The sequence below is a fragment of the Polaromonas sp. P1_F8 genome, from assembly GCF_056405635.1.
Genome location: NZ_JBFUBS010000003.1, coordinates 273,606 through 294,279 on the forward strand (window position 1 = coordinate 273,606; position 20,674 = coordinate 294,279).

At 61.7% G+C, this 20,674-nt stretch carries 19 protein-coding genes; 9 read left to right on the top strand and 10 right to left on the bottom strand.

Annotated elements, in window-relative coordinates; all coding sequences use genetic code 11:
- The first annotated feature begins 8 nt into the window (after positions 1–8).
- From AC1D1J_RS13080 to AC1D1J_RS13110, 7 genes are all read left to right on the top strand, one after another.
- Complete coding sequence (locus tag AC1D1J_RS13080) at positions 9–881, top strand: carbohydrate ABC transporter permease (protein WP_477687910.1); 873 nt, start codon at positions 9–11, stop codon at positions 879–881.
- A complete protein-coding gene (locus tag AC1D1J_RS13085; RefSeq protein WP_477687909.1) occupies positions 878–1,729 on the top strand; it encodes a carbohydrate ABC transporter permease in 852 nt (283 codons plus the stop codon). The genes AC1D1J_RS13080 and AC1D1J_RS13085 overlap by 4 nt, the downstream gene beginning before the upstream one ends.
- 122 nt (positions 1,730–1,851) lie before the next feature.
- Positions 1,852–2,922, top strand: a complete 1,071-nt coding sequence (locus AC1D1J_RS13090) for an ABC transporter ATP-binding protein (protein ID WP_477687908.1) — start codon at positions 1,852–1,854, stop codon at positions 2,920–2,922.
- 18 nt (positions 2,923–2,940) lie between these two features.
- Positions 2,941–3,696 (top strand): glucose 1-dehydrogenase, encoded by a 756-nt coding sequence (locus tag AC1D1J_RS13095; protein WP_477694888.1) that lies wholly within the window; start codon positions 2,941–2,943, stop codon positions 3,694–3,696.
- 36 nt (positions 3,697–3,732) lie between these two features.
- Entirely contained in the window at positions 3,733–4,779 is a 1,047-nt protein-coding gene (locus AC1D1J_RS13100; protein ID WP_477687906.1) for an L-idonate 5-dehydrogenase, read from the top strand.
- Positions 4,780–4,816: 37 nt separating this feature from the next.
- On the top strand, positions 4,817–5,200 hold the full coding sequence (locus AC1D1J_RS13105; RefSeq protein WP_457279257.1) for a cupin domain-containing protein: 384 nt from the start codon (positions 4,817–4,819) through the stop codon (positions 5,198–5,200).
- Between the two features lie 9 nt (positions 5,201–5,209).
- Entirely contained in the window at positions 5,210–5,959 is a 750-nt protein-coding gene (locus AC1D1J_RS13110; protein WP_457279256.1) for a FadR/GntR family transcriptional regulator, read from the top strand.
- Between the two features lie 7 nt (positions 5,960–5,966).
- Here the strand turns inward: AC1D1J_RS13110 and AC1D1J_RS13115 are convergent, their stop codons facing one another.
- Together AC1D1J_RS13115 and AC1D1J_RS13120 are read right to left on the bottom strand one after the other, a co-directional pair.
- Positions 5,967–6,617: an NAD-dependent epimerase/dehydratase family protein gene (locus tag AC1D1J_RS13115; protein WP_477694889.1), complete on the bottom strand. Its 651-nt coding sequence runs from the start codon at positions 6,615–6,617 to the stop codon at positions 5,967–5,969.
- Entirely contained in the window at positions 6,535–8,268 is a 1,734-nt protein-coding gene (locus AC1D1J_RS13120) for a DEAD/DEAH box helicase (RefSeq protein WP_477694890.1), read from the bottom strand. The genes AC1D1J_RS13115 and AC1D1J_RS13120 overlap by 83 nt, the downstream gene beginning before the upstream one ends.
- Positions 8,269–8,649: 381 nt before the next feature.
- Between AC1D1J_RS13120 and ettA the strand changes: the two genes are divergently transcribed.
- Both ettA and AC1D1J_RS13130 read left to right on the top strand, forming a co-directional pair.
- A complete protein-coding gene (gene ettA / locus AC1D1J_RS13125) occupies positions 8,650–10,311 on the top strand; it encodes an energy-dependent translational throttle protein EttA (RefSeq protein WP_457279253.1) in 1,662 nt (553 codons plus the stop codon).
- Positions 10,312–10,454: 143 nt separating this feature from the next.
- Positions 10,455–10,991, top strand: coding sequence for a DUF1415 domain-containing protein (locus tag AC1D1J_RS13130; protein ID WP_477687903.1), 537 nt, complete (start codon positions 10,455–10,457; stop codon positions 10,989–10,991).
- A gap of 10 nt (positions 10,992–11,001) precedes the next feature.
- Here the strand turns inward: AC1D1J_RS13130 and AC1D1J_RS13135 are convergent, their stop codons facing one another.
- The 8 genes from AC1D1J_RS13135 to AC1D1J_RS13170 form a co-directional block, all read right to left on the bottom strand.
- Positions 11,002–11,367, bottom strand: coding sequence for a response regulator transcription factor (locus tag AC1D1J_RS13135; RefSeq protein ID WP_477671428.1), 366 nt, complete (start codon positions 11,365–11,367; stop codon positions 11,002–11,004).
- Positions 11,368–11,532: 165 nt separating this feature from the next.
- On the bottom strand, positions 11,533–13,296 hold the full coding sequence (locus tag AC1D1J_RS13140; protein WP_477687902.1) for a sensor histidine kinase: 1,764 nt from the start codon (positions 13,294–13,296) through the stop codon (positions 11,533–11,535).
- Between the two features lie 74 nt (positions 13,297–13,370).
- The gene (locus AC1D1J_RS13145) at positions 13,371–14,468 is read right to left on the bottom strand and encodes a M14 family metallopeptidase (RefSeq protein WP_477687901.1); all 1,098 of its coding nucleotides are present in this window, start codon (positions 14,466–14,468) and stop codon (positions 13,371–13,373) included.
- Between the two features lie 16 nt (positions 14,469–14,484).
- A complete protein-coding gene (locus AC1D1J_RS13150) occupies positions 14,485–15,699 on the bottom strand; it encodes a M20 aminoacylase family protein (protein ID WP_477687900.1) in 1,215 nt (404 codons plus the stop codon).
- A 79-nt stretch (positions 15,700–15,778) separates the two neighbouring features.
- Positions 15,779–16,879, bottom strand: a complete 1,101-nt coding sequence (locus AC1D1J_RS13155) for an ABC transporter ATP-binding protein (protein ID WP_477687899.1) — start codon at positions 16,877–16,879, stop codon at positions 15,779–15,781.
- The gene (locus tag AC1D1J_RS13160) at positions 16,876–17,853 is read right to left on the bottom strand and encodes an ABC transporter ATP-binding protein (RefSeq protein ID WP_477687898.1); all 978 of its coding nucleotides are present in this window, start codon (positions 17,851–17,853) and stop codon (positions 16,876–16,878) included. Before AC1D1J_RS13160 ends, AC1D1J_RS13155 begins: the two co-directional genes overlap by 4 nt.
- 116 nt (positions 17,854–17,969) lie before the next feature.
- Positions 17,970–18,887 carry an ABC transporter permease gene (locus AC1D1J_RS13165; RefSeq protein WP_477687897.1) on the bottom strand — a complete coding sequence of 306 codons (918 nt, stop codon included), beginning with the start codon at positions 18,885–18,887 and terminating at the stop codon, positions 17,970–17,972.
- A gap of 146 nt (positions 18,888–19,033) precedes the next feature.
- On the bottom strand, positions 19,034–20,617 hold the full coding sequence (locus tag AC1D1J_RS13170) for an ABC transporter substrate-binding protein (RefSeq protein WP_477694891.1): 1,584 nt from the start codon (positions 20,615–20,617) through the stop codon (positions 19,034–19,036).
- Positions 20,618–20,674 lie beyond the last annotated feature (57 nt).

A 20,674-nucleotide genomic window follows, 5' to 3' on the forward strand; every position in this document is an offset into this window, starting at 1 on the left:
CCAAAAGCATGAGCACTGCAATCATCGACCAGGCCGGCCCCTCTTTGCGCGCAGAGCGCGGAGCCATGACTTCATGGGAGAAGTGGGGGCTGGTTTTGGTTATTCCTTACCTGCTGATATTTCTGGTTTTTGTTATTTACCCGGTAGGGTATGGTTTGTGGCTCGCACGCCATCCCGAGAGCTATGTCCGGCTTTTTGCCGACCCGATATTCTTCCGCTCGCTGGTCAATACCGTGGTGTTTATCGTCGTGGCGGTCAACGTCAAGATGGTGGTCGCGTTATTCCTGTCGGGTTTTTTCCTGAACACGCGCTGGTGGGTCAAGAGCCTGTCGGTCGTATTTATCCTGCCTTGGGCGGTGCCGTCGATTCCGACCATCCTGTCCATGCGCTTCATGCTCAATCCTGAGTGGGGTGTCATCAATACGCTCATTTACAAGATGACCGGCGTTGACGGGCCCAACTGGCTTAATGATCCGACGCTGGCGCTGTGTTTTTCGATGTTGGCCCACATCTGGAAGTCGTTGCCGTTCTGGACGCTGATTTTGCTTGCCGGCCGCATGGCCATTCCGGCCGAACAGTATGAAGCGGCGTCGGTAGACGGTGCCACCATCTGGCAGAAGTTCCGGTTCATCACCTGGCCGTCGATGCGCTCGCTCTACCTGACGTCGACCATCCTGTCGATGATCTGGACGCTGGGCGACTTCAACAGCGTTTACCTGCTCACGGGCGGCGGGCCCGCCGATCTGACCCATGTGCTGGCTACGCTCGGCATCCGCTATTTGCGCCTGGACCAGGTGGATCTGTCGCTGGCGTCCATTGTCGTGGCCCTTCCCCTCGTCTTGCCGCTGGTGTATTTCATGATGAAAAGGTTGTCCAAATGAGCCGCATCACACTTCGCAAGGTGAGCCGCGAGGCCAGATTGCTGTTGATTGGCATTCCGGTGCTGCTGTGGACGCTGATTCCGATTTACCACATGGTGCTGTTTGCAATTTCACCAAGAAACGAAGCCACGACGGGGCGGCTCTGGCCTAAAAATCCTACATTGAGCAATTTCGAGACGGTGTTCTGGCAAAAGCATTTCTACCTCGACCACTTCTGGGTGCAACTGGGCAACTCGCTGGTGATCGCGCTGTCTGTGGGCGTGCTGACGCTGGTGATTTCCACCACTGCGGCATTTGCGATCAGCCGTCTCAAAGTGCGCGGCGGCCGCACGGTGATGAACATGGCGCTCTTCACCTACTTCATTCCGGCCGCCTTCCTGGCCGTTCCCATGTACAAGACCATGGGTAACTACGGCATGCTCAACCACCAGTGGTCGCTGATTCTGGCCATGGTGACCATCGCCTCGCCGTATTGCATCTGGGTGCTCAAGCAGGCCTCCGACAAACTACCTTACGAACTCGACGAGGCGGCCAAGATGGACGGCGCTACCGCGATGCAGCTGTTTCGGCTGGTTTACCTGCCGCTCATGGTGCCGTCGCTGGTGGCGGTTGGCACCTATGCGCTGCTGCTGGCCTGGAACGAGTATCTCTACGCCTTCCTGCTGCTGTCCAGGGACACCAGCGTGACGCTGGCGGTGGCGTTGGGTAATTTCCTGGCGGCCGACGATTCACCCTGGGAGCTGCTGATGGCCACCGGCCTGATTTACGCGCTGCCTCCGGCGGCTATCTATTACACATTCAAGCGCTACATGGTGTCCGGCCTGACGGCCGGCGCCGTGAAAAGCTAAAAATATGGCCTCCATGCTTGTCACTTCGTGTACTGCGCCGCCCTCTGAGGGCGCCGCAGCCGGCTTGGGGCGGCCCGGCGCCGGTTGGGGCTCGGTCTTTATCAGGAAATAACGGGAATCTCATGGCATCTGTATCGTTTCGCAATATCGAGAAGGCCTTCGGCAAGGTCAAGATCATTCACGGCATCAGCTTCGACATCTCCGACGGCGAATTCGTCGTACTGGTGGGGCCGTCGGGCTGCGGCAAGTCCACGCTGCTGCGCATGCTGGCCGGACTCGAGGAAATCAGCGGCGGTGAAATGTCGATTGACGGCAAAGTCATCAACGAGCTGGATTCCAAGGACCGCGACATCGCGATGGTGTTCCAGAGCTACGCCCTGTACCCGCACATGACGGTGCGCGACAACATGGCTTTCAGTCTGAAGCTGCGCAAGGCTGATACCGAGCTCACCAACAAGCGCGTCGGCGACGCCGCCCGTATCCTTAACCTGGACCCGCTGCTGGATCGCTTCCCGCGCGAATTGTCGGGCGGGCAGCGCCAGCGCGTGGCCATGGGCCGGGCCATCGTGCGCGACCCCAAGGTTTTCCTGTTCGACGAGCCGCTTTCCAACCTGGATGCCAAGCTGCGTGTGGCCATGCGTGCCGAGATCAAGGCGCTCCACCAGCGCCTGAAGACCACGACTGTCTATGTCACCCACGACCAGATCGAGGCCATGACCATGGCCGACCGCATCGTGGTAATGCACGACGGCATCATCGAGCAGATAGGTACGCCGCTGGAGCTGTTCGACCGGCCCGGTAATTTGTTCGTTGCGCAATTTATTGGTTCCCCGTCCATGAATGTGTTGAAGGGCGTTTTGCGCCAATCGGGTGGACAAGCCTGGGTAGAGGCGCAAGGACACCGGTGGCCCATTGGCACGATTTCGCAGGCGCGCGACGGCCAGCCGGTGCACTATGGCGTACGGCCCGGTGACATCTCGCTATCGACAAGCGGGCAGGGCATTCCTGCAAAGGTGATTGTGGTGGAGCCCACCGGTGCTGAAACTGAACTTTTGCTCGATGTCGGTGGCGCCAACGTCATACTGGTGATGCACGGCCGAACAGCGGTGCGGCCAGACGATATCGTTCATCTCGAAATCGCGACCGGCAAGAGCCATGTCTTTGACGACGCCAGCGGTGCCCGTCTGGATTGAGGCGCAATGGCTGCAGGCATGTTCAGTCTTGATGGTCGACTGGCGCTGGTGACAGGGTCTTCCGGCGGCATTGGTTTTGCGCTGGCACGTGGTTTGGCTCAGGCCGGCGCTGCCGTGGTGCTTAACGGCCGCGATAGCCTCAAGCTGGAGCGAGCTGCAAGCACGCTGCGAAACGAAGGGTTGACTATTCACACGCGCGCATTTGACGTGACCCAGGCATCGGCCGCGCAGGCCGCAGTGGATGACATTGAATCGTCAATAGGCCCTGTCCATATTCTGGTGAACAACGCCGGCATGCAGCGACGCATGGCCCTGCAGGATTTTCCGGCTGAAGATTGGCATGAGTTGATGCGCACCAACGTCGACAGTGTCTTTTTTGTCGGGCAGGCTGTAGCCCGAAAAATGATTGAACGCCGCAGCGGCAAGATCATCAATATCTGTTCGGTGCAGAGCGAGCTGGGGCGGCCCAACATCGCGCCCTATATGGCTAGCAAGGGTGCGGTCAAGATGCTGACCAAGGGTATGGCGATTGACTGGGGCCCCTATGGCATCCAGGTCAATGGCTTGGGCCCCGGCTACTTCAAGACCGAATTGACGGAAAAGCTCGTGGCCGACGAGCAGTTCAGCGCCTGGCTTACCGCGCGGACGCCCAGCAGGCGCTGGGGAGAAGTGGCAGAACTGGCCGGCGCTGCCGTGTTCCTGGCCAGCGATGCCTCCAGCTTTGTCAATGGCCATGTTTTGTATGTCGACGGCGGGGTGACGGCGACGCTGTGAAGCCGCCGCCAGCCCGCGCAACCAGGGAGAAACATCATGCGTGGACTTGTCTGTCATGCACCCCTAGACCTGCGTCTTGACGCGCTGGATACCGAACACCTGGGTCCGAAGCAGTTGCGGGTACGGGTGGCTTTCGGCGGAATCTGCGGCTCCGACCTGCATTACTTCCAGCACGGCGGTTTCGGCACGGTGCGCATCAAGGAGCCCATGGTGCTGGGCCACGAGGTGTCGGGCGTGATCGAGGCCGTGGGCAGTGAGGTTAACGGCCTGCGCGCCGGCCAGCGCATCGCAATTTCACCGTCCCGGCCTTGCGGCGTCTGCCGTTTCTGCCAGCAAGGCCTGCACAACCACTGCATGGACATGCGCTTTTACGGCAGCGCAATGCGCTTTCCGCACATCCAGGGCGCTTTCCGCGAAACCCTGGTCATAGAGGCCGCCCAGGCGCATCCGGTGGCTGATGACCTTCCCTTGTCCGAGGCCGCGCTGGCCGAGCCCCTGTCGGTAGGCTTGCACGCCATTTCGAGGGCCGGCTCGGTGTTCGGCAAGCAGGTGCTGGTCACCGGTTGCGGACCCATAGGCGCCTTGCTGATTGCCGGCCTGCGCCGCGCGGGTGCGGCCCGCATCGTCGCGGCCGACATTGCCGAGCTTCCCCTTGCCTGCGCCAAAAAAATGGGCGCTGACCAGACCATCAACCTGGCCCAGGAACCCGACGCCCTGGCGGCCTTTGCCGCCGGCAAGGGGCAGTTCGATGTGATGTTCGAGGCCTCGGGCAATGAGAAAGCCCTGGTCGCCGGTCTGGATGTGGTGGCGCCGCGCGGCGTCATCGTGACGGTGGGTCTGGGTGGCAATATCTCCCTGCCGCTCAACACCCTGGTCGCCAAGGAACTGGAGTTGCGCGGCACCTTCCGCTTCCATCCTGAATTCGCTGTGGCGGTGGCCTTCCTGAACCGGCGGCTCATCGACGGGCGGCCCGTCATCACTGACATCGTCGCCTTCGATCAGGCCACGCATGCCTTTACACTCGCCGGCGACAAGCGCCAATCCATGAAAGTGCAAATCGCCTTCGGCGGCGAAACTTCATGAGGCGCCTGCTTTTCATATCCATTCACCGGAGTCCCTTGTGACCGTTTTCCCCAAAGTCATTCTCTACACCGATACCGACGGTCGGGCCAAATTCCGGGATGAGACGATCCCGCTTGGCGAAGGCTCGCCGCAGGCCATGCTGTCCACGTTGTTTGCTTCGGGCGGTTACCAGTTGCGCCACAGCCCGCCGGGGTTTCGCAGTCAGTTCCATTGCACGCCGAACCCGCAGTGGGTGTTCATCCTGGGTGGCGAGATGGAAATCGGCCTGCAGGGCGGCGTTTCCCGCATCTTCAAGCCGGGCCAGCATTTCTACTCGGCCGACGTGTTACCGACCGGCGCCACCTTTGACCCGGCCCTGCACGGCCACTGGAGTCGCCAGGTCGGGCCGGACCCGCTGGTCACGCTGTTTGTGCGGGGTTAAGGCAACACCATGGCCACCATGAAAAACGTCCACGGCAACACGGTTGACCACATCGGGGAAGCCATTGTCGCGGGGCGTTATGCCGCAGGCATGTCTATGCCACCGGAGCCTATTCTTTGTGAGGAGCTTGGCGTGAGCCGCACGGTGGTGCGCGAAGCGGTCAAGTCGCTGATCGCCAAGGGCCTTGTCACCACCGGGCCCAAAGTGGGTACCCGCGTGCTGACCGAGGAGCACTGGAATTGGTTCGATCCCGACGTCATCGCCTGGAAGGCCAAGGCCGGCATCACACCCGAATTTTTGCGTGACCTGCTTGAGTTGCGGCGCCTGGTGGAGCCTGCTGCCGTACGCATGGCAGCCGAGCGGGCAACAGCCGCAGAAGTCGCTGAAATCGAGGATGCCTATGCAGGCATGAAGCGTGCCATTGAAGGCGGCGGCGACTATGTCACCTATGATCTGCGCTTTCATCAGGGACTATTGCGGGCCGCCCATAACCGCATGCTCGTCCAGATGAGCAAAGCCTTGAGTGCGCTGCTGCGTACCAGCTTTGAGATTTCCACGAGCCGCAAGGACGGGCCCAAGCTTTCACTCCCGCTGCATCGTGCCGTGCTGGACGCCGTGATTGCACGCAACCCGGCCAAAGCTGAAAAAGCGATTCTGGTGTTGATTGACGGTGCGCGCGAGGATATCGAACTGGTGCTCGGTTCGCGGCGCCGTTTGCCCAAGCTGAGCGACCCGGCCAAGCAACTGAAAGCTGCCTGAACAGACCCTAGCGTTGCTGCATCTCGCCCGACAGCACCACGTGTTGGCCCCGGCGAACGGCCACTTCTTCAACCAGCGTACGTGCGACGCTTTCCGCTGAAACGGACTGGTAGTTGGCAGGGATCACCCTGCTTAGGAGCCGGCTCAGGCCGAGTGCGATTTTTTCACCGGCGCGCGGCGCCTGGCCCAAAGACTCGCGCTCACCCGCCAGGAATGAGGGCCGCACCACCACCAGAGTGGAAAAGCCCAGTAGTGCGAGTGCTTCTTCCGCTTCGCCTTTAACGCGCGTGTAGAAGAGGGCGGAGTGCGAATCAGCGCCCATGGCACTGACCACACCCAGCCGTGTAGCGCCGGCAATGCGGCCAGCGCGGGCTACGGCCAGCACGGCGTCGAAATCCACGGCCCTGAAAGCTGCCTGGCTGCCGGCCGTTTTGATCGTGGTGCCCAGTGCAATGAAGACATCATCGACTGGCGGCGCCGTGAAGTCCGCGAATGAATCGGTCAGGTGCACGGCCAGCCGTGCGTCGTGCTGCACAGGCGCACGGCGGCCTACACAGTGAACCGCCGAATAGCGCTTATCGGCCAGTAAACGAGCCAGGACCGCCTGGCCGACGAGGCCCGTTGCCCCGGCCACCAGCGCCACCCGAACCGCCGCCACCGCCGGAGCGGTTGCCGCCCCGGTAGTTGCCGCGGTTGCCGCCTGTGGGCTGGCCGGAGGATGGGAAGCCGGAGGAGGCGTGGCTGGCAGGTTGCTGGTTGTCGAAGTCATTGCGTGGCTCCCTTGACTCGTTGCGGGGCGCGCGCGGCTGCTGGTCGTCGCGATGGCGCGGCGCCTGGGCCTGCCGTGGCGGCTGACCGTTCTGCGAATAACCGGAAGCCTGGCGCGGCTGGCCGGGGTTGGGGGTGCGCGGGCCGCGGCCGCCGCCATTTCCTCCACCATTGCCACCGCCGGCGGGGCCGCGTCCACGGGCGCCGCCGTTGCCGCCCCCGTTGCCACCGCCTGCGCCGCGCGCGGGCTGTGCCCCCTTGGTATCGCGGATGCGCTGCATCATTTCAGTACGGGCCGCTTTGGCGGCAGCCTGCATCACGTCGCGGCTAGGCGGCTTGCCCAGGCCACCCCAGATGGTCTGGCGACCCATGGCCAGCGGCTCGGCGCGTTCACCGGGTTCCGCTTCAAAGCCGGGGACGATGACTTTTTCGATATTCTGCTTGGTGAAGCGCTCGATGTCCTGCATGAAGCCTTCTTCATCGAGGCAGACCAGGCTGACGGCTTCGCCGCTGTTCCCGGCGCGGCCGGTGCGGCCGATGCGGTGCACGTAGTCTTCGCTGACATTCGGGATTTCGTAGTTCACCACGTGCGGCAGCTCGTCGATGTCGATGCCGCGGGCGGCGATGTCGGTGGCCACCAGGGCGCGAATCGTTCCGCTCTTGAAATCGGCCAAGGCCTGGGTGCGGGCGGTCTGGCTCTTGTTGCCGTGCAGCGCCATAGCAGGGATGCCGTTTTTGGTCAGGTGCTCGGCCACGTTGTTGGCGCCAAATTTGGTCCGGGTGAACACCAGCACCTGGCTCCAGTTGTGTTCGTTGATGATGTGGGTCAGCAGCGCTTTCTTTTTGCTGCGGCCCACGGGGTGGATGGTCTGCGTGATGCGCTGCACCGTGGTGTTGCGTGGTGTGACCTGGATGGATTCGGGGTTCTTCAGCAGGCCGTTGGCCAGCTCGCGGATTTCATCGCTGAAGGTCGCGCTGAACAGCAGCGACTGCTTTTGCTTGGGCACCAGGGCCAGCACCTTCTTGATGTCGTGGATGAAGCCCATGTCCAGCATGCGGTCGGCTTCGTCCAGCACCAGGATCTGTACTTGGCTCAGGTCCAGCGTGCCTTGGCTCGCGTGGTCCAGCAGGCGGCCGGGGGTGGCGACCAGGATGTCGACGCCGCGGCGCAGTTTTTCAATCTGAGCGCCCATGCCAACGCCGCCGAACATCACCATGGAGGTGAGGTCGGTGTATTTGCCGTAGGTGCGTACGCTTTCTTCGACCTGGGCCGCGAGTTCGCGGGTCGGGGTCATGATGAGGGCACGTACGGCATTGACGCCGCGGCGGTTGGTCAGGCGCGCTTCGGTGGACAGGCGCTGCAGCAAGGGCAGCGTAAAGGCAGCGGTCTTGCCGGTGCCGGTCTGGGCGCCGCCCAGCAGGTCGACGCCCTTGAGCACGGCGGGGATCGCCTGGGCCTGGATGGGGGTGGGGGTGTCGTAGCCCTGCTCGAGCACGGCCTTCAGAATGGCCGGAGCCAGATTCAATTCTTCAAATGTCATGATGTTGCGCCTGTGTGGCGCTTTAGATCGGCCTGTTGGGCGCCTTGTTGAAAGGCAAACCCGCCAGTCAAAGGCAGATGGGGTCAGAAAGTGGGCCCTAAACATTACGTTTTACATCGTAAGCAGCCACTTGAAGCGGTACCCGGATGTGCCCAAATGTTGAAGGCAACTGGAGCCAGCAACGCCTGTATTGTCGCACAGCAACGATAATGGAGGCATTCACGCATAAAACACGCTTTGCCAAAAGGCGTTTGCGCCCAGGCGCGGCGTGTCGTTCCAGCCCGCAAGAAAGCCTGCTGACAGCCTGTAGAAATAGCATGTACAGGCGGCAAGCAGCCCGTTTTCCTGCATTGTTTTTCATTTTTACCAAAGTTAATTCTGATGGCTCAGTACGTATTTACTATGAACAAGGTCGGCAAAATCGTGCCGCCCAAGCGCCATATCCTTAAAGAGGTGTCGCTCAGTTTCTTCCCGGGCGCCAAGATCGGCGTGCTGGGCACCAACGGTTCCGGCAAGTCCACGCTGCTCAAGATCATGGCCGGCCTGGACACGGAAATCGAGGGCGAAGCCACTCCCATGCCGGGGCTGAACATCGGCTACCTGCCGCAGGAACCCAAGTTGGACCCCGAGCACACGGTGCGCGAAAGCGTGGAAGCCGGTATGGGCGCGGTATTCGCCGCCAAGGCCCAGCTCGAAGCTGTGTACACCGCCTACGGAGAGCCTGATGCCGACTTCGATGCGCTGGCCGCCGAGCAGGCCCGCCTGGAAGCCATCATCGCCACTGCCGGCACCGATTCCGAGCACCAGCTTGAAATCGCCGCCGACGCGCTGCGCCTGCCGCCCTGGGACGCCAAGATCGGCGTGCTCTCGGGCGGCGAAAAACGCCGCGTGGCCCTGTGCAGCCTGCTGCTGTCCCGGCCCGACATGCTGCTGCTTGACGAACCCACCAATCACCTGGACGCCGAATCGGTGGACTGGCTGGAGCAGTTCCTGCAGCGCTTTTCAGGCACTGTGGTGGCCATCACCCATGACCGCTATTTCCTGGACAACGCCGCCGAGTGGATCCTGGAGCTGGACCGCGGCCACGGAATCCCATGGAAGGGCAACTACAGCAGCTGGCTGGACCAGAAGGGCGAGCGCCTGGCACAGGAGCAAAAGGGCGAGGAAGCCCGCGCCAAGGCCCTGAAGAAAGAACTCGAATGGTCGCGCCAGAATCCCAAGGCACGCCAGGCCAAGAGCAAGTCGCGCCTGGCCCGTTTCGAGGAACTCTCCGACTTCGAATACCAGCAGCGCAACGAAACCCAGGAAATTTTCATCCCTGTGGCCGAGCGCCTGGGCAATGAAGTCATCGAATTCAAGAATGTCAGCAAATCCTTCGGCGACCGCCTGCTGATCGACAACCTGAGCTTCCAAGTGCCGGCCGGTGCCATCGTCGGCATCATCGGCCCCAACGGCGCGGGTAAATCCACGCTGTTCAAGCTGATCGCCGGCAAGGAAACGCCGGACAGCGGCGAAGTCGCCATCGGCAAGACCGCGCGCATGGCTTTCGTCGACCAGCACCGCGATGATTTGGCCAATGAAAAAACCGTCTGGGAAGACATCTCGGGCGGCCTGGACATGCTGACCGTCGGCAAGTTCACCATGCCCAGCCGCGCCTATGCCGGCCGCTTCAACTTCAACGGCGCCGACCAGCAAAAACGCGTCGGCATGCTGTCGGGCGGAGAGCGCGGGCGCCTGCACCTGGCCAAGACCCTGATCGCGGGCGGCAACGTGCTGATGCTTGATGAACCCTCGAACGATTTGGACGTGGAAACCCTGCGCGCGCTCGAAGACGCGTTGCTGGAATTCGCCGGCTCCGTGCTGGTGATCAGCCATGACCGCTGGTTCCTGGACCGCATCGCCACCCACATCCTGGCCGCCGAAGGCGACAGCCAGTGGACCTTCTTCAACGGCAACTACCAGGAGTACGAAGCCGACAAGAAGAAGCGCTTGGGTGAAGAGGGCGCCAAACCGAAGCGTGTGCGTTTCAAAGCACTGCATTAGACCCCCACGCTTTTCACTTCGTGTAATGCGCTGCCCCCCCGAGGGGCCGCTGCGCCTGCGGCCCGGCAAAGCCGGTTCCGCGGCCCCTGCTGAAATGAAGAGCCCTCGCGTTGCTCATTGCGTGTAGTTCCCTGGAGACGGCTATGACCGATGATGAAGTCCTGACCCGAACCCGTCACTGGCTCGAAAAAGCCGTGATCGGGCTTAACCTGTGCCCGTTCGCCAAGGCCGTCTACGTCAAGAACCAGGTGCGGCTGGTGGTGAGCCATGCGAAACACGCGGACGGCCTGCTCGAAGAACTGGACCGCGAACTGGATTTGCTGGCGGCGACGCCGGCTGAAGAGGTTGACACCACGCTGCTGATTCATCCCACGCTATTTGACGACTTCCTGGACTTCAACGATTTCCTGGAAATCGCCGAAGGCGTGGTGGATGAGCATGGCCTCGAAGGCGTGATCCAGCTGGCCAGCTTTCATCCGCAGTTCCAGTTCGATGGCACCGAGCCCGACGACATTGGCAACTACACGAACCGCGCACCCTTTGCCATCCTGCATTTGCTGCGCGAGGAAAGCGTGGAACGGGCCGTGGAGGCGTTTCCCGAGGCTGAGGCTATCTTTGAGCAGAACATCCAGACGCTCGAAAAGCTGGGCCACGCGGGCTGGAAGGCGCTGGGCCTGTAACGCTGAGGCCTTATTTGGGCAAGTGCTGCTTGAGCACCGCGTGCAGCTGCGCGAAATTAAAGGGCTTGGTCACGTAGCCGCTGGCACCCAGGCGCAAGGCTTCCTCCAGCCGCTCTGACTCCGCGCTGGCCGACAGGAACACAAAGGGCACCTGCTTGAGGGCAGGTTCCGATTGCAGCGCGGCCAGAACCTCCATGCCGTTCATCAGCGGCATCATCACATCGCAAAAAATCAGGTCCGGTTGCTGCTCCCTGGCCACTTGCAGGCCGGCATGGCCGTCTGCCGCTGCCAGGCCTTCGTGGCCCTCCAGCCGGACAAAGCGCAGCAGGTTGTCCCGGATATGGGATTCATCTTCAATCACCAGAATGCGCGCCATTTTTCTTTCGCATTGAAGGCCCCGCGTTTCACCGTCGACGGGGCTGATTTCCCTGAACCACCCGGCGGGCTCTGCCGCCGTGCCGGGCTGGTGTCCATCTTATAGCCTTACCCCGGTTTCCCCAATCTGCCTGGTGCACCGGTTGGTTCGACCAGGTTCCGCGACTCAAATCGTGACGGTAAAGCGCGTGCCCTGGCCCACGACGCTGGTTACGTTGATGTGGCCGCCGTGCAGGTCGACCGAATTTTTGACGATGGCCAGGCCCAGGCCCGTGCCCTGGATTTCGCCGACATTGCTGGCCCGGTGGAACCATTCGAAGAGGTGGGGAAGCTCTTCGGCCGGAATGCCTATGCCCTGGTCCGCCACCTCAAAGGCCACACGTCCTTCCGACGAAAACACGCGAAAAGAGACTTTTCCGCCTTGCGGCGAATACTTGATGGCGTTAGACAGCAGGTTGCCGAAGATATGGCGCAGCAGCTTTTCATCAAAAATTCCGGTCTCCGGCCGGGCCCCGAATTCCAGGGCCAGCTCGCAGCCCGCCTCTGAATGCTGGATGCGCGCATCCTCCACAAGGTTCTGGCAAAGCAGTTGCAGATTGATCTCCGCCGGCTGGAACGCCAGCATTTGGGCCTCCACCTTGCCCAGCAGCAGCACGCGGTCCAGCATCTGGGTCATGCGTTGTACGCCGGTTTCTATGGTGGCGATGACGTCGGCTTTTTCGGGTTCGGGCAGGCGGTCGCCGTAGTGCTTGAGGAGTTCGGCGGACGACAGGATAAAGGCCAGCGGCGTGCGGAATTCGTGGGAAGCCACCGAGATGAAGCGCGACTTCATGTCATTGAGCTCGGTTTGCCGCTGCAGGGTCTGGCGCTGCGTCAGTTCGGCCTGCAAGCGGGCCGTCGCATCTACCACGAAGATCAGGGTCGCCTCGCGCTTGCCCCATTCGATCTGCACGGCGGAGAGCTCCAGCGAGCGTACTTCGCCGGCCTGGGTGATCACGCGAAATCCGTACATCGAATCCACCTCGTCGCCGCGCAACCGGCGTTCGTGGCGATCGCGCATGAGCGGCAGGTCGTCGGGGTGGACGGTCGCAGTGTAGGGTTGGGACAGCAGGTACTCCCGCGGGTGGCCCACGATGCGCTCCAGGCTGGGGTTGGCAAATACCATGCGGCCGTCCTGCACCACCACCACGCCGACACCGACGTTTTCAATCACCGTGCGGTAGCGCTCTTCCGATTTACGCAATTCATCCAGCGCCTGATAGCGTTCAATCGCACTGCTGACGTGGTTGGCGACAAAGGACAGGATGTCGGCATCGGTGTCGCTGTAGGCCACGCCCGGTTCATAGCCCTGCACCGCGAGCACGCCGCCTATGGTGCCGCGTATGTGCATGGGCACGCCCAGCCAGGAACTGAAAGTCATGTCGCCACTGCCTTCCGTCACATCACCGGCGGCTTCCAGTACCTTGAGGCGCATGGCGTCAATAATTTGCGGCTTGCCGGTACTCAGGACGAATTCGGTCAGACCCCTGCGGTACGGCACATTGCTCAGTTGCAGCGCATCGCCATCGCGCTCGTCCACGTAATAGGGGAAATCCTTTCGGTGTTTCTGCGCGTCGTACAGGCACACATAGCAATTTTTGGCATATAGCAGCTCTCCCAGCAAGCCGTGAACCGACTGCAGGAAATCGTAGAAAGAGAGGTCTGCTGCTGCACGCTCGGCAATGCGGTAAAAAACCCGTTGCAGGGCTTCGGCTTTTTTTTGCTCCAGTGCTTCGACCTGAAGTTCGCGGGTTCGCTGTTCCAGCCACAGGTTGGCGGATGTCTCCTGCTTCTGCTTTTCAAGCTGCAAATTCCGGTAGTCGGCCTCTAACGCCTGGTATTGCTGTTGCAGCTGCTTGAGCTGAAGTTGCAGGTCGGCGTCGGACGGCATGGCGCGGCTTTCGTGCTCAGGTTGAAAAGAGGGCTGCTGCAATGGCTGCACCCGAGTCATTATGCGGCCCTGGTTCAGGGGGTGTTCAGTCCGCCCACGGTCTGGAACATGGCCTGGCGCGCCTGAGCCACGATTTGTGAGCGCCATTCGTCCGTGTCGACATAAAACGCGTTCATCATCTGCCGCTTGATCGTCGCCTGTTGCTCCGCGGGCATCTCAGGATGATTGTGCAGCCAGTGGTCGGCGCGCAGGGCGGCAATGACGTCCAGAATGGGCACCGTACCGTATTCCATGGCCATGCCGGTGTATTCGGCCTGCGGGCATTCGTCGGGAACCGACGCCCACATCAAACCCGTCAGGTGCGCCGAGCTGGAGGAGCCGTCGTAGAACGAGGTGACGGGGGTGGCGCCGCCGCCGTCCCACCAGGCACGCGCACGTGCCAGGGCTATGGGGTCGTTGTCGCAGGCAAAAATGCGCTCACCAATCCCGCTGGGGCCCAGCCCTGTGTGCAGGTCCATCCAGGCGATGCGTTTAGCCCGTTGCCCGAAGGTTTGCAGCACTTCGCGCAAGGTGCGATTGCTCCACGTGGGCTCCGTCCCTCCGAAAAACATGCCATCGGCGTATTCATGCTGGCCTTGCGACACGGCCGCCTGGTAGCGTGCCACACCACGGGTGTCAATGTAGGCCGCAATGGCGGCCTGGTTTTCGCTTGTAGGGGGCCACCGCGCGGGTAGCAGCAAATCGTGGAGCTCGCGGTAAGCCTCATTGACAGGCAAGGGCTGGCCGAAGTCATGGAAGTTGCGGTTCAAGTCCACGTTTTCGTGCGTGGTGCGCCGTGCATGGGAAAAGCCGTGGGGATTGATCGCGTGAATGTAGAGCACCGCCACACCGCCCGCGCGGGCCTTGGCGCGCCACTCGGCATCGTGTGCGGCATACACCTGCACGCCTGAGCCGCAGTAGCCTTCCACCCCATGACAAGCGCTGCTGATGATGAAGAGCTTGTTTGCGTCAGGTGAGCCGTCCAGGGCGACGTCCATGGCCAGGGTTTCGCCCTCGCGGCCCTTCAGCGGGTGTTCATAGGCGCGAAGCGCCATGCCGGCAGCGCGAGCCGCCTCGAGGAATTTGGCGCGCGCAGCCGCATAACTGGCTGAAAAAGCCGCGTGTGTGTTCATGGTGTTGTTGGCGTTGTCAGGGGCGCGCCTCAGGAACCGTGCCCAGCCAGCGCGTAGCCAGCTGGACCCAGTAGGTGCCGCCCAGGGGGATCAGGTCGTCGTTGAAGTCGTAGCTCGGGTTGTGCAGCGTGCAGGGTCCTTCGCCGTGGCCCATGTCGCGGTGCGCGCCGTCACCGTTGGAAATGAAACAGTAGGCGCCGGGTTTGGCTTGCAGCATGTAGGCGAAGTCTTCGGCGCCCATGGTGGGCTCCTGCGGCAGCACGTTGGCCGGCCCCACGATGTCGCTCATCACCCGGCGTGCGAAGTCGGCCTCGGCGGCGCTGTTGACCGTGGGCGGGTAGTTGCGCGTGAACTCGAATTCGCAGCGTGCTTCAAACGCGGCACAGGTGTGTTCGGCCACTTCCTTCATGCGCTTTTCAATCATGTCCAGCACTTCAATGCTGAACGTGCGCACTGTGCCCTGCAACTCGCAGAAGTCCGGCACCACGTTGGTCGCTTCTCCGGCGTGAATCATGGTCACCGAGATGACGCCCGCATCAACCGGTTTTTTGTTGCGGCTGATGATGGTCTGGAAGCCCTGCACCATCTGGCAGGCGATAGGCACAGGGTCGATGCCGAAGTGCGGCATCGCGGCGTGGCTGCCCTTGCCGCGTATGGTGATCTTGAACTCGTTGCTTGATGCCATCACTGGCCCCGCGCTGACCGCGAAAGTGCCGACAGCCGCGCCCGGCCAGTTGTGCATGCCGAAGACCGCTTCGACGGGGAATTTTTCAAAGAGGCCGTCCTTGATCATCTCGCGTGCGCCGCCGCCGCCTTCTTCAGCCGGCTGGAAGATCAGGTAGACCGTGCCTTCGAAGTTCCGGTTTTGGGCGAGGTGATGTGCAGCGGCCAGCAACATTGCGGTATGGCCGTCATGTCCGCAGGCGTGCATTTTTCCGACGTGTTTGCTGGCATGGGAAAACTTGTTGAATTCCTGCATTGGAAGCGCGTCCATGTCGGCGCGAAGGCCCACTGCACGGCCGCAGGCGCCGCCGTCACGCCCGTGCACGATACCGACCACGCCGGTGGTGCCCATGCCGCGGTGAATCGGGATGCCCCAGGATTCGAGCTTTTGCGCGACAACGTCGGCAGTGCGTACTTCCTGGAAACACAGTTCAGGGTGGGCGTGGATGTCGCGGCGCACGGCGGCGATGTCGGCCGCTCCGGCCAGGATGGATTCAATGATTTTCATGGCGATGTCCCCTAAAAGTACATAGTAACCAAGCCGGTTCCGCTTTGCATGACCGTGCCTGGGTCCTGGTATTTGTTCCCTAAATCCGGCCCTCTTCAACTGCGTGGCAGGCCACACGAACGCCTTCAAGCTGAAGGAACTCCGGCCTTTCGCTGCGGCAACGCTCGTTGGCATGCGGGCAGCGTGGGTGGAAGGTGCAGCCGCTGGGCGGGTTCAGCGGGTTGGGCACTTCACCCGACACTGGCGTGCGGGCCCGGCCGGTGTCGTGCATCTTGGGGATGGCATCCAGCAGCATGCGTGTGTAGGGATGGCGCGGTGTGTCGAACAGGCTGTGCTTGTCGGCCATCTCGACCAGGCGGCCCAGGTACATCACGCCGACCTGGTCACTGACGTGGCGCACCACCGCGAGGTTGTGCGAGATGAAGAGGTAAGTCAGGCCGCGCTTTCGTTGCAGGTCTTTCATGATGTTGAGCACCTGTGCCTGCACGCTCACATCCAGCGCCGAGGTCGGTTCGTCGCAGACCAGGAACTCGGGCTCCGTGGCCAGCGCGCGTGCGATCGATATGCGCTGGCGCTGCCCACCCGAGAATTGATGTGGATACTTGGGCTTGTCCAGCGCAGACAGGCCCACCGATCTCAGCAGTTCGTCCACGCGTTCCTTGAGTGCTGCACTGTCACTCAGGATGCCGTGCTCGTGCAACGGTTCGGCGATGATGTCTTCCACCGTCCAGCGCGGGTTCAGGCTGGCATAGGGGTCCTGAAAAATCATCTGGATGCGCCTGCGCAATTGCCGGCCCTGGGGTGTCTTGAAAGCGGAATGCGCATCCTGGCCGTCAAAGGTCAATCCACCGCGCGTCGGCTCATAGAGACCCACCAGCAGGCGGGCGACGGTGCTTTTGCCGCAGCCCGATTCGCCGACCAGTGCCAGCGTCTTGCCTCTCTCGATGTCGAAGCTCACGCCGTCGACGGCCTTTAGCAGCAGCCTGGGTTTGCGTTCGAGCACCCGGTTCAGCCAGGGTGGCGACACATCGAAGGTTTTCGCAAGGTCGTGGGCTTGGACTAACGCCCCCACGCTTGTCGCTTCGCGTGCTTCGCTGCCCCCCGAGAGGGCCGATTTTCCTTGGGGCGGCCCGGCGGAAAATTCTCCGCTGACTTGGGACGTGCTCAAAATGTCGCTCATGCCGCCACCCCTGCGTGCGTGTCATGCAGCCAGCAGGCCGCCCGCGTGGCACCAGCCGGCATCAGGTCGGGCCGTTCCTGACGGCAGCGGTCGAATGCTTTGGGGCAGCGCGGGTTGAAGGCACAGCCCTGGGGGATGGCGTTCAGGCGCGGCATGGCGCCGTCGATCTGATACAGGCGCTCACGCTCCACGGTGATGTCGGGGATCGCGGCCATCAGGCCCGCGGTGTAGGGATGCGAAGGGTGGTTGATCACCTGGTGCACTGGGCCCATCTCGGCGATCCGCCCGGCATACATCACGGCCACACGGTCGCAGGTTTCGGCGATCACGCCCATGTCGTGGGTGATCAGCATGACGGCGGCACCGCGCTGCCGGCAGATGTTTTTGAGCAGGGTGATGATTTGTGCCTGGATCGATACGTCAAGCGCGGTGGTCGGTTCGTCGGCCACGATGAGCTTGGGCTCGGCCGCCAGCGCCAGGGCGATTACCACGCGCTGGCGCATACCGCCCGAGAACTGATGCGGGTAGTGGTCTATGCGCTGTGCGGCGGCGGGAATGCCGGTGTCATCCAGCAGTTCGATGGCGCGCGCCCGGGCTTCCTGCGTGCTGACAGGCAAATGAGCCTGGATGGTTTCCACCAATTGCCGGCCTATGGTGTAGAGCGGATTCAGCGAGGTCAGCGGATCCTGGAAGATCGCGCCTATCTTTCGCCCCCGGATGTGGCGCATGCGCTCATGGGGCAGGTTGTCGATGCGTTCGCCCTCGAGCAGGATCTGGCCGCCCGCTACGCGCCCGGGCGGCTCCAGCAGGCCGATGATGGCTGCGCCGGTCAGCGACTTGCCCGCGCCCGATTCACCGACCACGCCAAGGATTTCTCCGGGGGCGATGTCAAATGTGATGTCGTCCAGCGCACGCAGCGTGCCACGCCGGCCGGGAAACTCGACCACAAGATTCTTGATTTGTAAAAGGCTCATTGACGGTTCAGCTCACGAAGTGAGCGATGAGTAAGGTTTTTCCACCGGGCCGCCCCAAGGAAAAATGCGCTCCCGTAGTACACGTAGTGACATGCGTGGGGCATTCATTTTTCGGCCTACCTTAGACGGGGATTGAGGGCATCACGCAACCAGTCACCGAGCAGGTTCACGCTCAGCGCAATCAGCACCAGCATCAGGCCCGGGAACACGGTGATCCACCACTCGCCCGAGAACAGGTAGTCGTTTCCGACGCGGATCAACGTACCCAGCGAGGGTGAGGTGGGCGGCGCGCCCACGCCCAGGAAAGACAGCGTGGCTTCGGTGATGATGGCAGTCGCCACCTGGATGGTGGCAAGCACCAGTACAGGCCCCATCACATTGGGCAGCACATGGCGCCGCATGATGCGCAAGGGCGAGACACCGGTGACGCGTGCAGCCTGTACATATTCCTTGCTGCGTTCCACCATGGTGGAGCCACGCACGGTACGCGCGTATTGCACCCAGCCCGACTGCCCCATCGAAATAGACAGAATCAGCACACCCATGGCGAGCAGCTGACTCGCGTCAGGAAACACCGCGCGGCCCACACCGGCGATCAGTAGCGCGACCAGGATGGGCGGAAAAGACGACATCACATCGCATACGCGCATCAGGGCTGCGTCGATCCAGCCGCCGCGAAAGCCCGCGAGCAAGCCCAGCGACACGCCTGCCAGCATGGACAGGATGACAGAGGCCACGCCGACGACCAGTGAAATGCGCGCGCCATACATCAGTGCCGACAAAATGTCGCGCCCCTGGTCATCGGTGCCCAGTAGGTATTTCGAACTGCCCTGCGCGCTCCAGGCCGGCGGCAGGCGCGCATCGCTGAGCTCCAGTGTGCTGAGGTTGAACGGGTCATGCGGCGCCACCCAGCCGGCGAACACCGAACAGAAAATGCAGACCAGCGCAATGGCTGCCGCCACCATCGCAACCGGCGAGGTGCGAAAGCTGTGGCCCACATCGCTGTCAAACCAGCGCGCAAGAGTTTTTGTCATCAAAAGAATGCGTAGTCCGTATTAACTAGGGTCGAGTAAAGCGAGTCCTGTGCCAGCAACAGCACGGAACCGGCTTTGCCGGGCCGCAGCTGTTGTCCCCTGCAGGGGAGAGGCCGTTACGCGACGCGAAAAGGCGACAGGGGGTCTTATTTCTTCACGGTAATCCACTTGAAGAACATGAAGTTGTCGGCCATCTGGACCAGTTCGACCTTCTTGTTCATGCCCCAGGCGAGCGATTGCTGGTGCAGCGGTATGTGGCCGATGTCGGCCCCGTGGATGTCGAATGCTTCCTTGATCATGGCATTGCGTTTGGTCTTATCGGTTTCGGATTGAACCTTCCTGGTCAGCTCGTCAAACTTCGGATTGCAATATGCGCCCAGATTGAACTGGCCGGCGCCCTTGTCGTCGACACAGGCGACCAGGGCATTCATGGCGTTGTGGGCGTCATAAGTGCCGGGTGTCCAGCCCAGCATGTAAAAGCTGGTGTCGCGACGCAAAATCTTGGGGAAATAGGTGCCTTTGGTTTCAGCCTGGAGGTTGATCTTGACGTTGATGCGTGAAAGATTGGCTGCCACAGCCTGGCAAATCCGGCTGTCGTTCACATAACGGTCATTCGGGCAGTTCATGGACACTTCAAAGCCGCTCGCATAGCCGGCATCTGCCATCAGTTTTTTGGCGGCTTCAGGGTCGTAGGGCAAGCGCTTGTTCTGGTCGGCCTGGAAGCCGTTGATACCGGGGCCGATCAGCAGCGCTGTCGGGTTGGAGCCGCCACGCATCACGGTTTTCTTGATGCCTTCGATGTCGATGGCCTGATAGAAGGCCTGGCGCACGCGCTTGTCCTTGAACGGGTTTTTGCCCTTTACGCTGGAATACAGGAGTTCGTCGCGCTTTTGGTCCATGCCCAGGAAAATGGTGCGCAGCTCTGGGCCGGCCAGAACACGGGTCGCGGCGTTGCTGTTGACACGGTCAATATCCTGCACCGGCACGGGCTCCATCACGTCGACTTCACCGGACAGCAAGGCTGCCACGCGCGTGGCGTCGTTGCCGATGGGGGTGAAGACCACCTCCTGAACGTTGCCTTCAATCTTGCCCCAGTAGGTGCCGTTGCGGACAAAGGTGGTGCGCACATTGGGTTGACGCTCCCGTACCCGGTAAGGGCCGGTGCCGTTGGCACGGAAGGATGCAGCGTTTTCAATGCCTTTGCGGCGATCCACCGGTTTGGTCGCCTGGTTGGTTTCGCACCATTTCTTGCTCATCATGTAAACCAGCGTGATCACGTCGGGCAGGATGGGAAAGGGTGTTTTGGTTTCGATCTCGACCACATGGTCGTTGATCTTGCGCACTTCCTTGAAGTCGTTGGTGTAGCTCTTCATGTCCGAGCCGTCGGCCTGGGTGCGGTTAAAGCTGAACACCACATCATCGGCGGTGAACGGCGTGCCGTCGTGAAACTGCACGCCCTTGCGCAATTCGAAGCGCCATACGGAAGGTGACGTCTGTTTCCACGAGGTCGCCAGGCCAGGCGCCAGGCTCAGGTCCTTGTTGCGGATGACCAGGCCTTCATACGCATTGCCCGTCACGCTCAGCTGCAGTGACTCGTTCAGCGAGTGCGGATCCATCGACAATGAATCGCCCTGGTTGGCGACTCGCAGGGTTTGCGCCGAAGCGATAAAACTTGTGGCCGTGAGGCCGCACAGCACAGCGGCTGAAAGCAGATTGGACTTGAATTTCATCAGGAACTCCTTGTGAAAGGGATGGGGACTTGCGGGTGTAAAAAATGAAAGAAAGGG

Bases quoted from the DNA above. Each gene is read 5' to 3' on its own strand.
- AC1D1J_RS13080 (WP_477687910.1), top strand. From the start codon at position 9: ATGAGCACTGCAATCATCGACCAGGCCGGCCCCTCTTTGCGCGCAGAG.
- AC1D1J_RS13085 (WP_477687909.1), top strand. From the start codon at position 878: ATGAGCCGCATCACACTTCGCAAGGTGAGCCGCGAGGCCAGATTGCTG.
- AC1D1J_RS13090 (WP_477687908.1), top strand. From the start codon at position 1,852: ATGGCATCTGTATCGTTTCGCAATATCGAGAAGGCCTTCGGCAAGGTC.
- AC1D1J_RS13095 (WP_477694888.1), top strand. From the start codon at position 2,941: ATGTTCAGTCTTGATGGTCGACTGGCGCTGGTGACAGGGTCTTCCGGC.
- AC1D1J_RS13100 (WP_477687906.1), top strand. From the start codon at position 3,733: ATGCGTGGACTTGTCTGTCATGCACCCCTAGACCTGCGTCTTGACGCG.
- AC1D1J_RS13110 (WP_457279256.1), top strand. From the start codon at position 5,210: ATGGCCACCATGAAAAACGTCCACGGCAACACGGTTGACCACATCGGG.
- AC1D1J_RS13120 (WP_477694890.1), bottom strand. From the start codon at position 8,268: ATGACATTTGAAGAATTGAATCTGGCTCCGGCCATTCTGAAGGCCGTG.
- ettA (WP_457279253.1), top strand. From the start codon at position 8,650: ATGGCTCAGTACGTATTTACTATGAACAAGGTCGGCAAAATCGTGCCG.
- AC1D1J_RS13130 (WP_477687903.1), top strand. From the start codon at position 10,455: ATGACCGATGATGAAGTCCTGACCCGAACCCGTCACTGGCTCGAAAAA.
- AC1D1J_RS13135 (WP_477671428.1), bottom strand. From the start codon at position 11,367: ATGGCGCGCATTCTGGTGATTGAAGATGAATCCCATATCCGGGACAAC.
- AC1D1J_RS13140 (WP_477687902.1), bottom strand. From the start codon at position 13,296: ATGCCGTCCGACGCCGACCTGCAACTTCAGCTCAAGCAGCTGCAACAG.
- AC1D1J_RS13145 (WP_477687901.1), bottom strand. From the start codon at position 14,468: ATGAACACACACGCGGCTTTTTCAGCCAGTTATGCGGCTGCGCGCGCC.
- AC1D1J_RS13150 (WP_477687900.1), bottom strand. From the start codon at position 15,699: ATGAAAATCATTGAATCCATCCTGGCCGGAGCGGCCGACATCGCCGCC.
- AC1D1J_RS13155 (WP_477687899.1), bottom strand. From the start codon at position 16,879: ATGAGCGACATTTTGAGCACGTCCCAAGTCAGCGGAGAATTTTCCGCC.
- AC1D1J_RS13160 (WP_477687898.1), bottom strand. From the start codon at position 17,853: ATGAGCCTTTTACAAATCAAGAATCTTGTGGTCGAGTTTCCCGGCCGG.
- AC1D1J_RS13165 (WP_477687897.1), bottom strand. From the start codon at position 18,887: ATGACAAAAACTCTTGCGCGCTGGTTTGACAGCGATGTGGGCCACAGC.
- AC1D1J_RS13170 (WP_477694891.1), bottom strand. From the start codon at position 20,617: ATGAAATTCAAGTCCAATCTGCTTTCAGCCGCTGTGCTGTGCGGCCTC.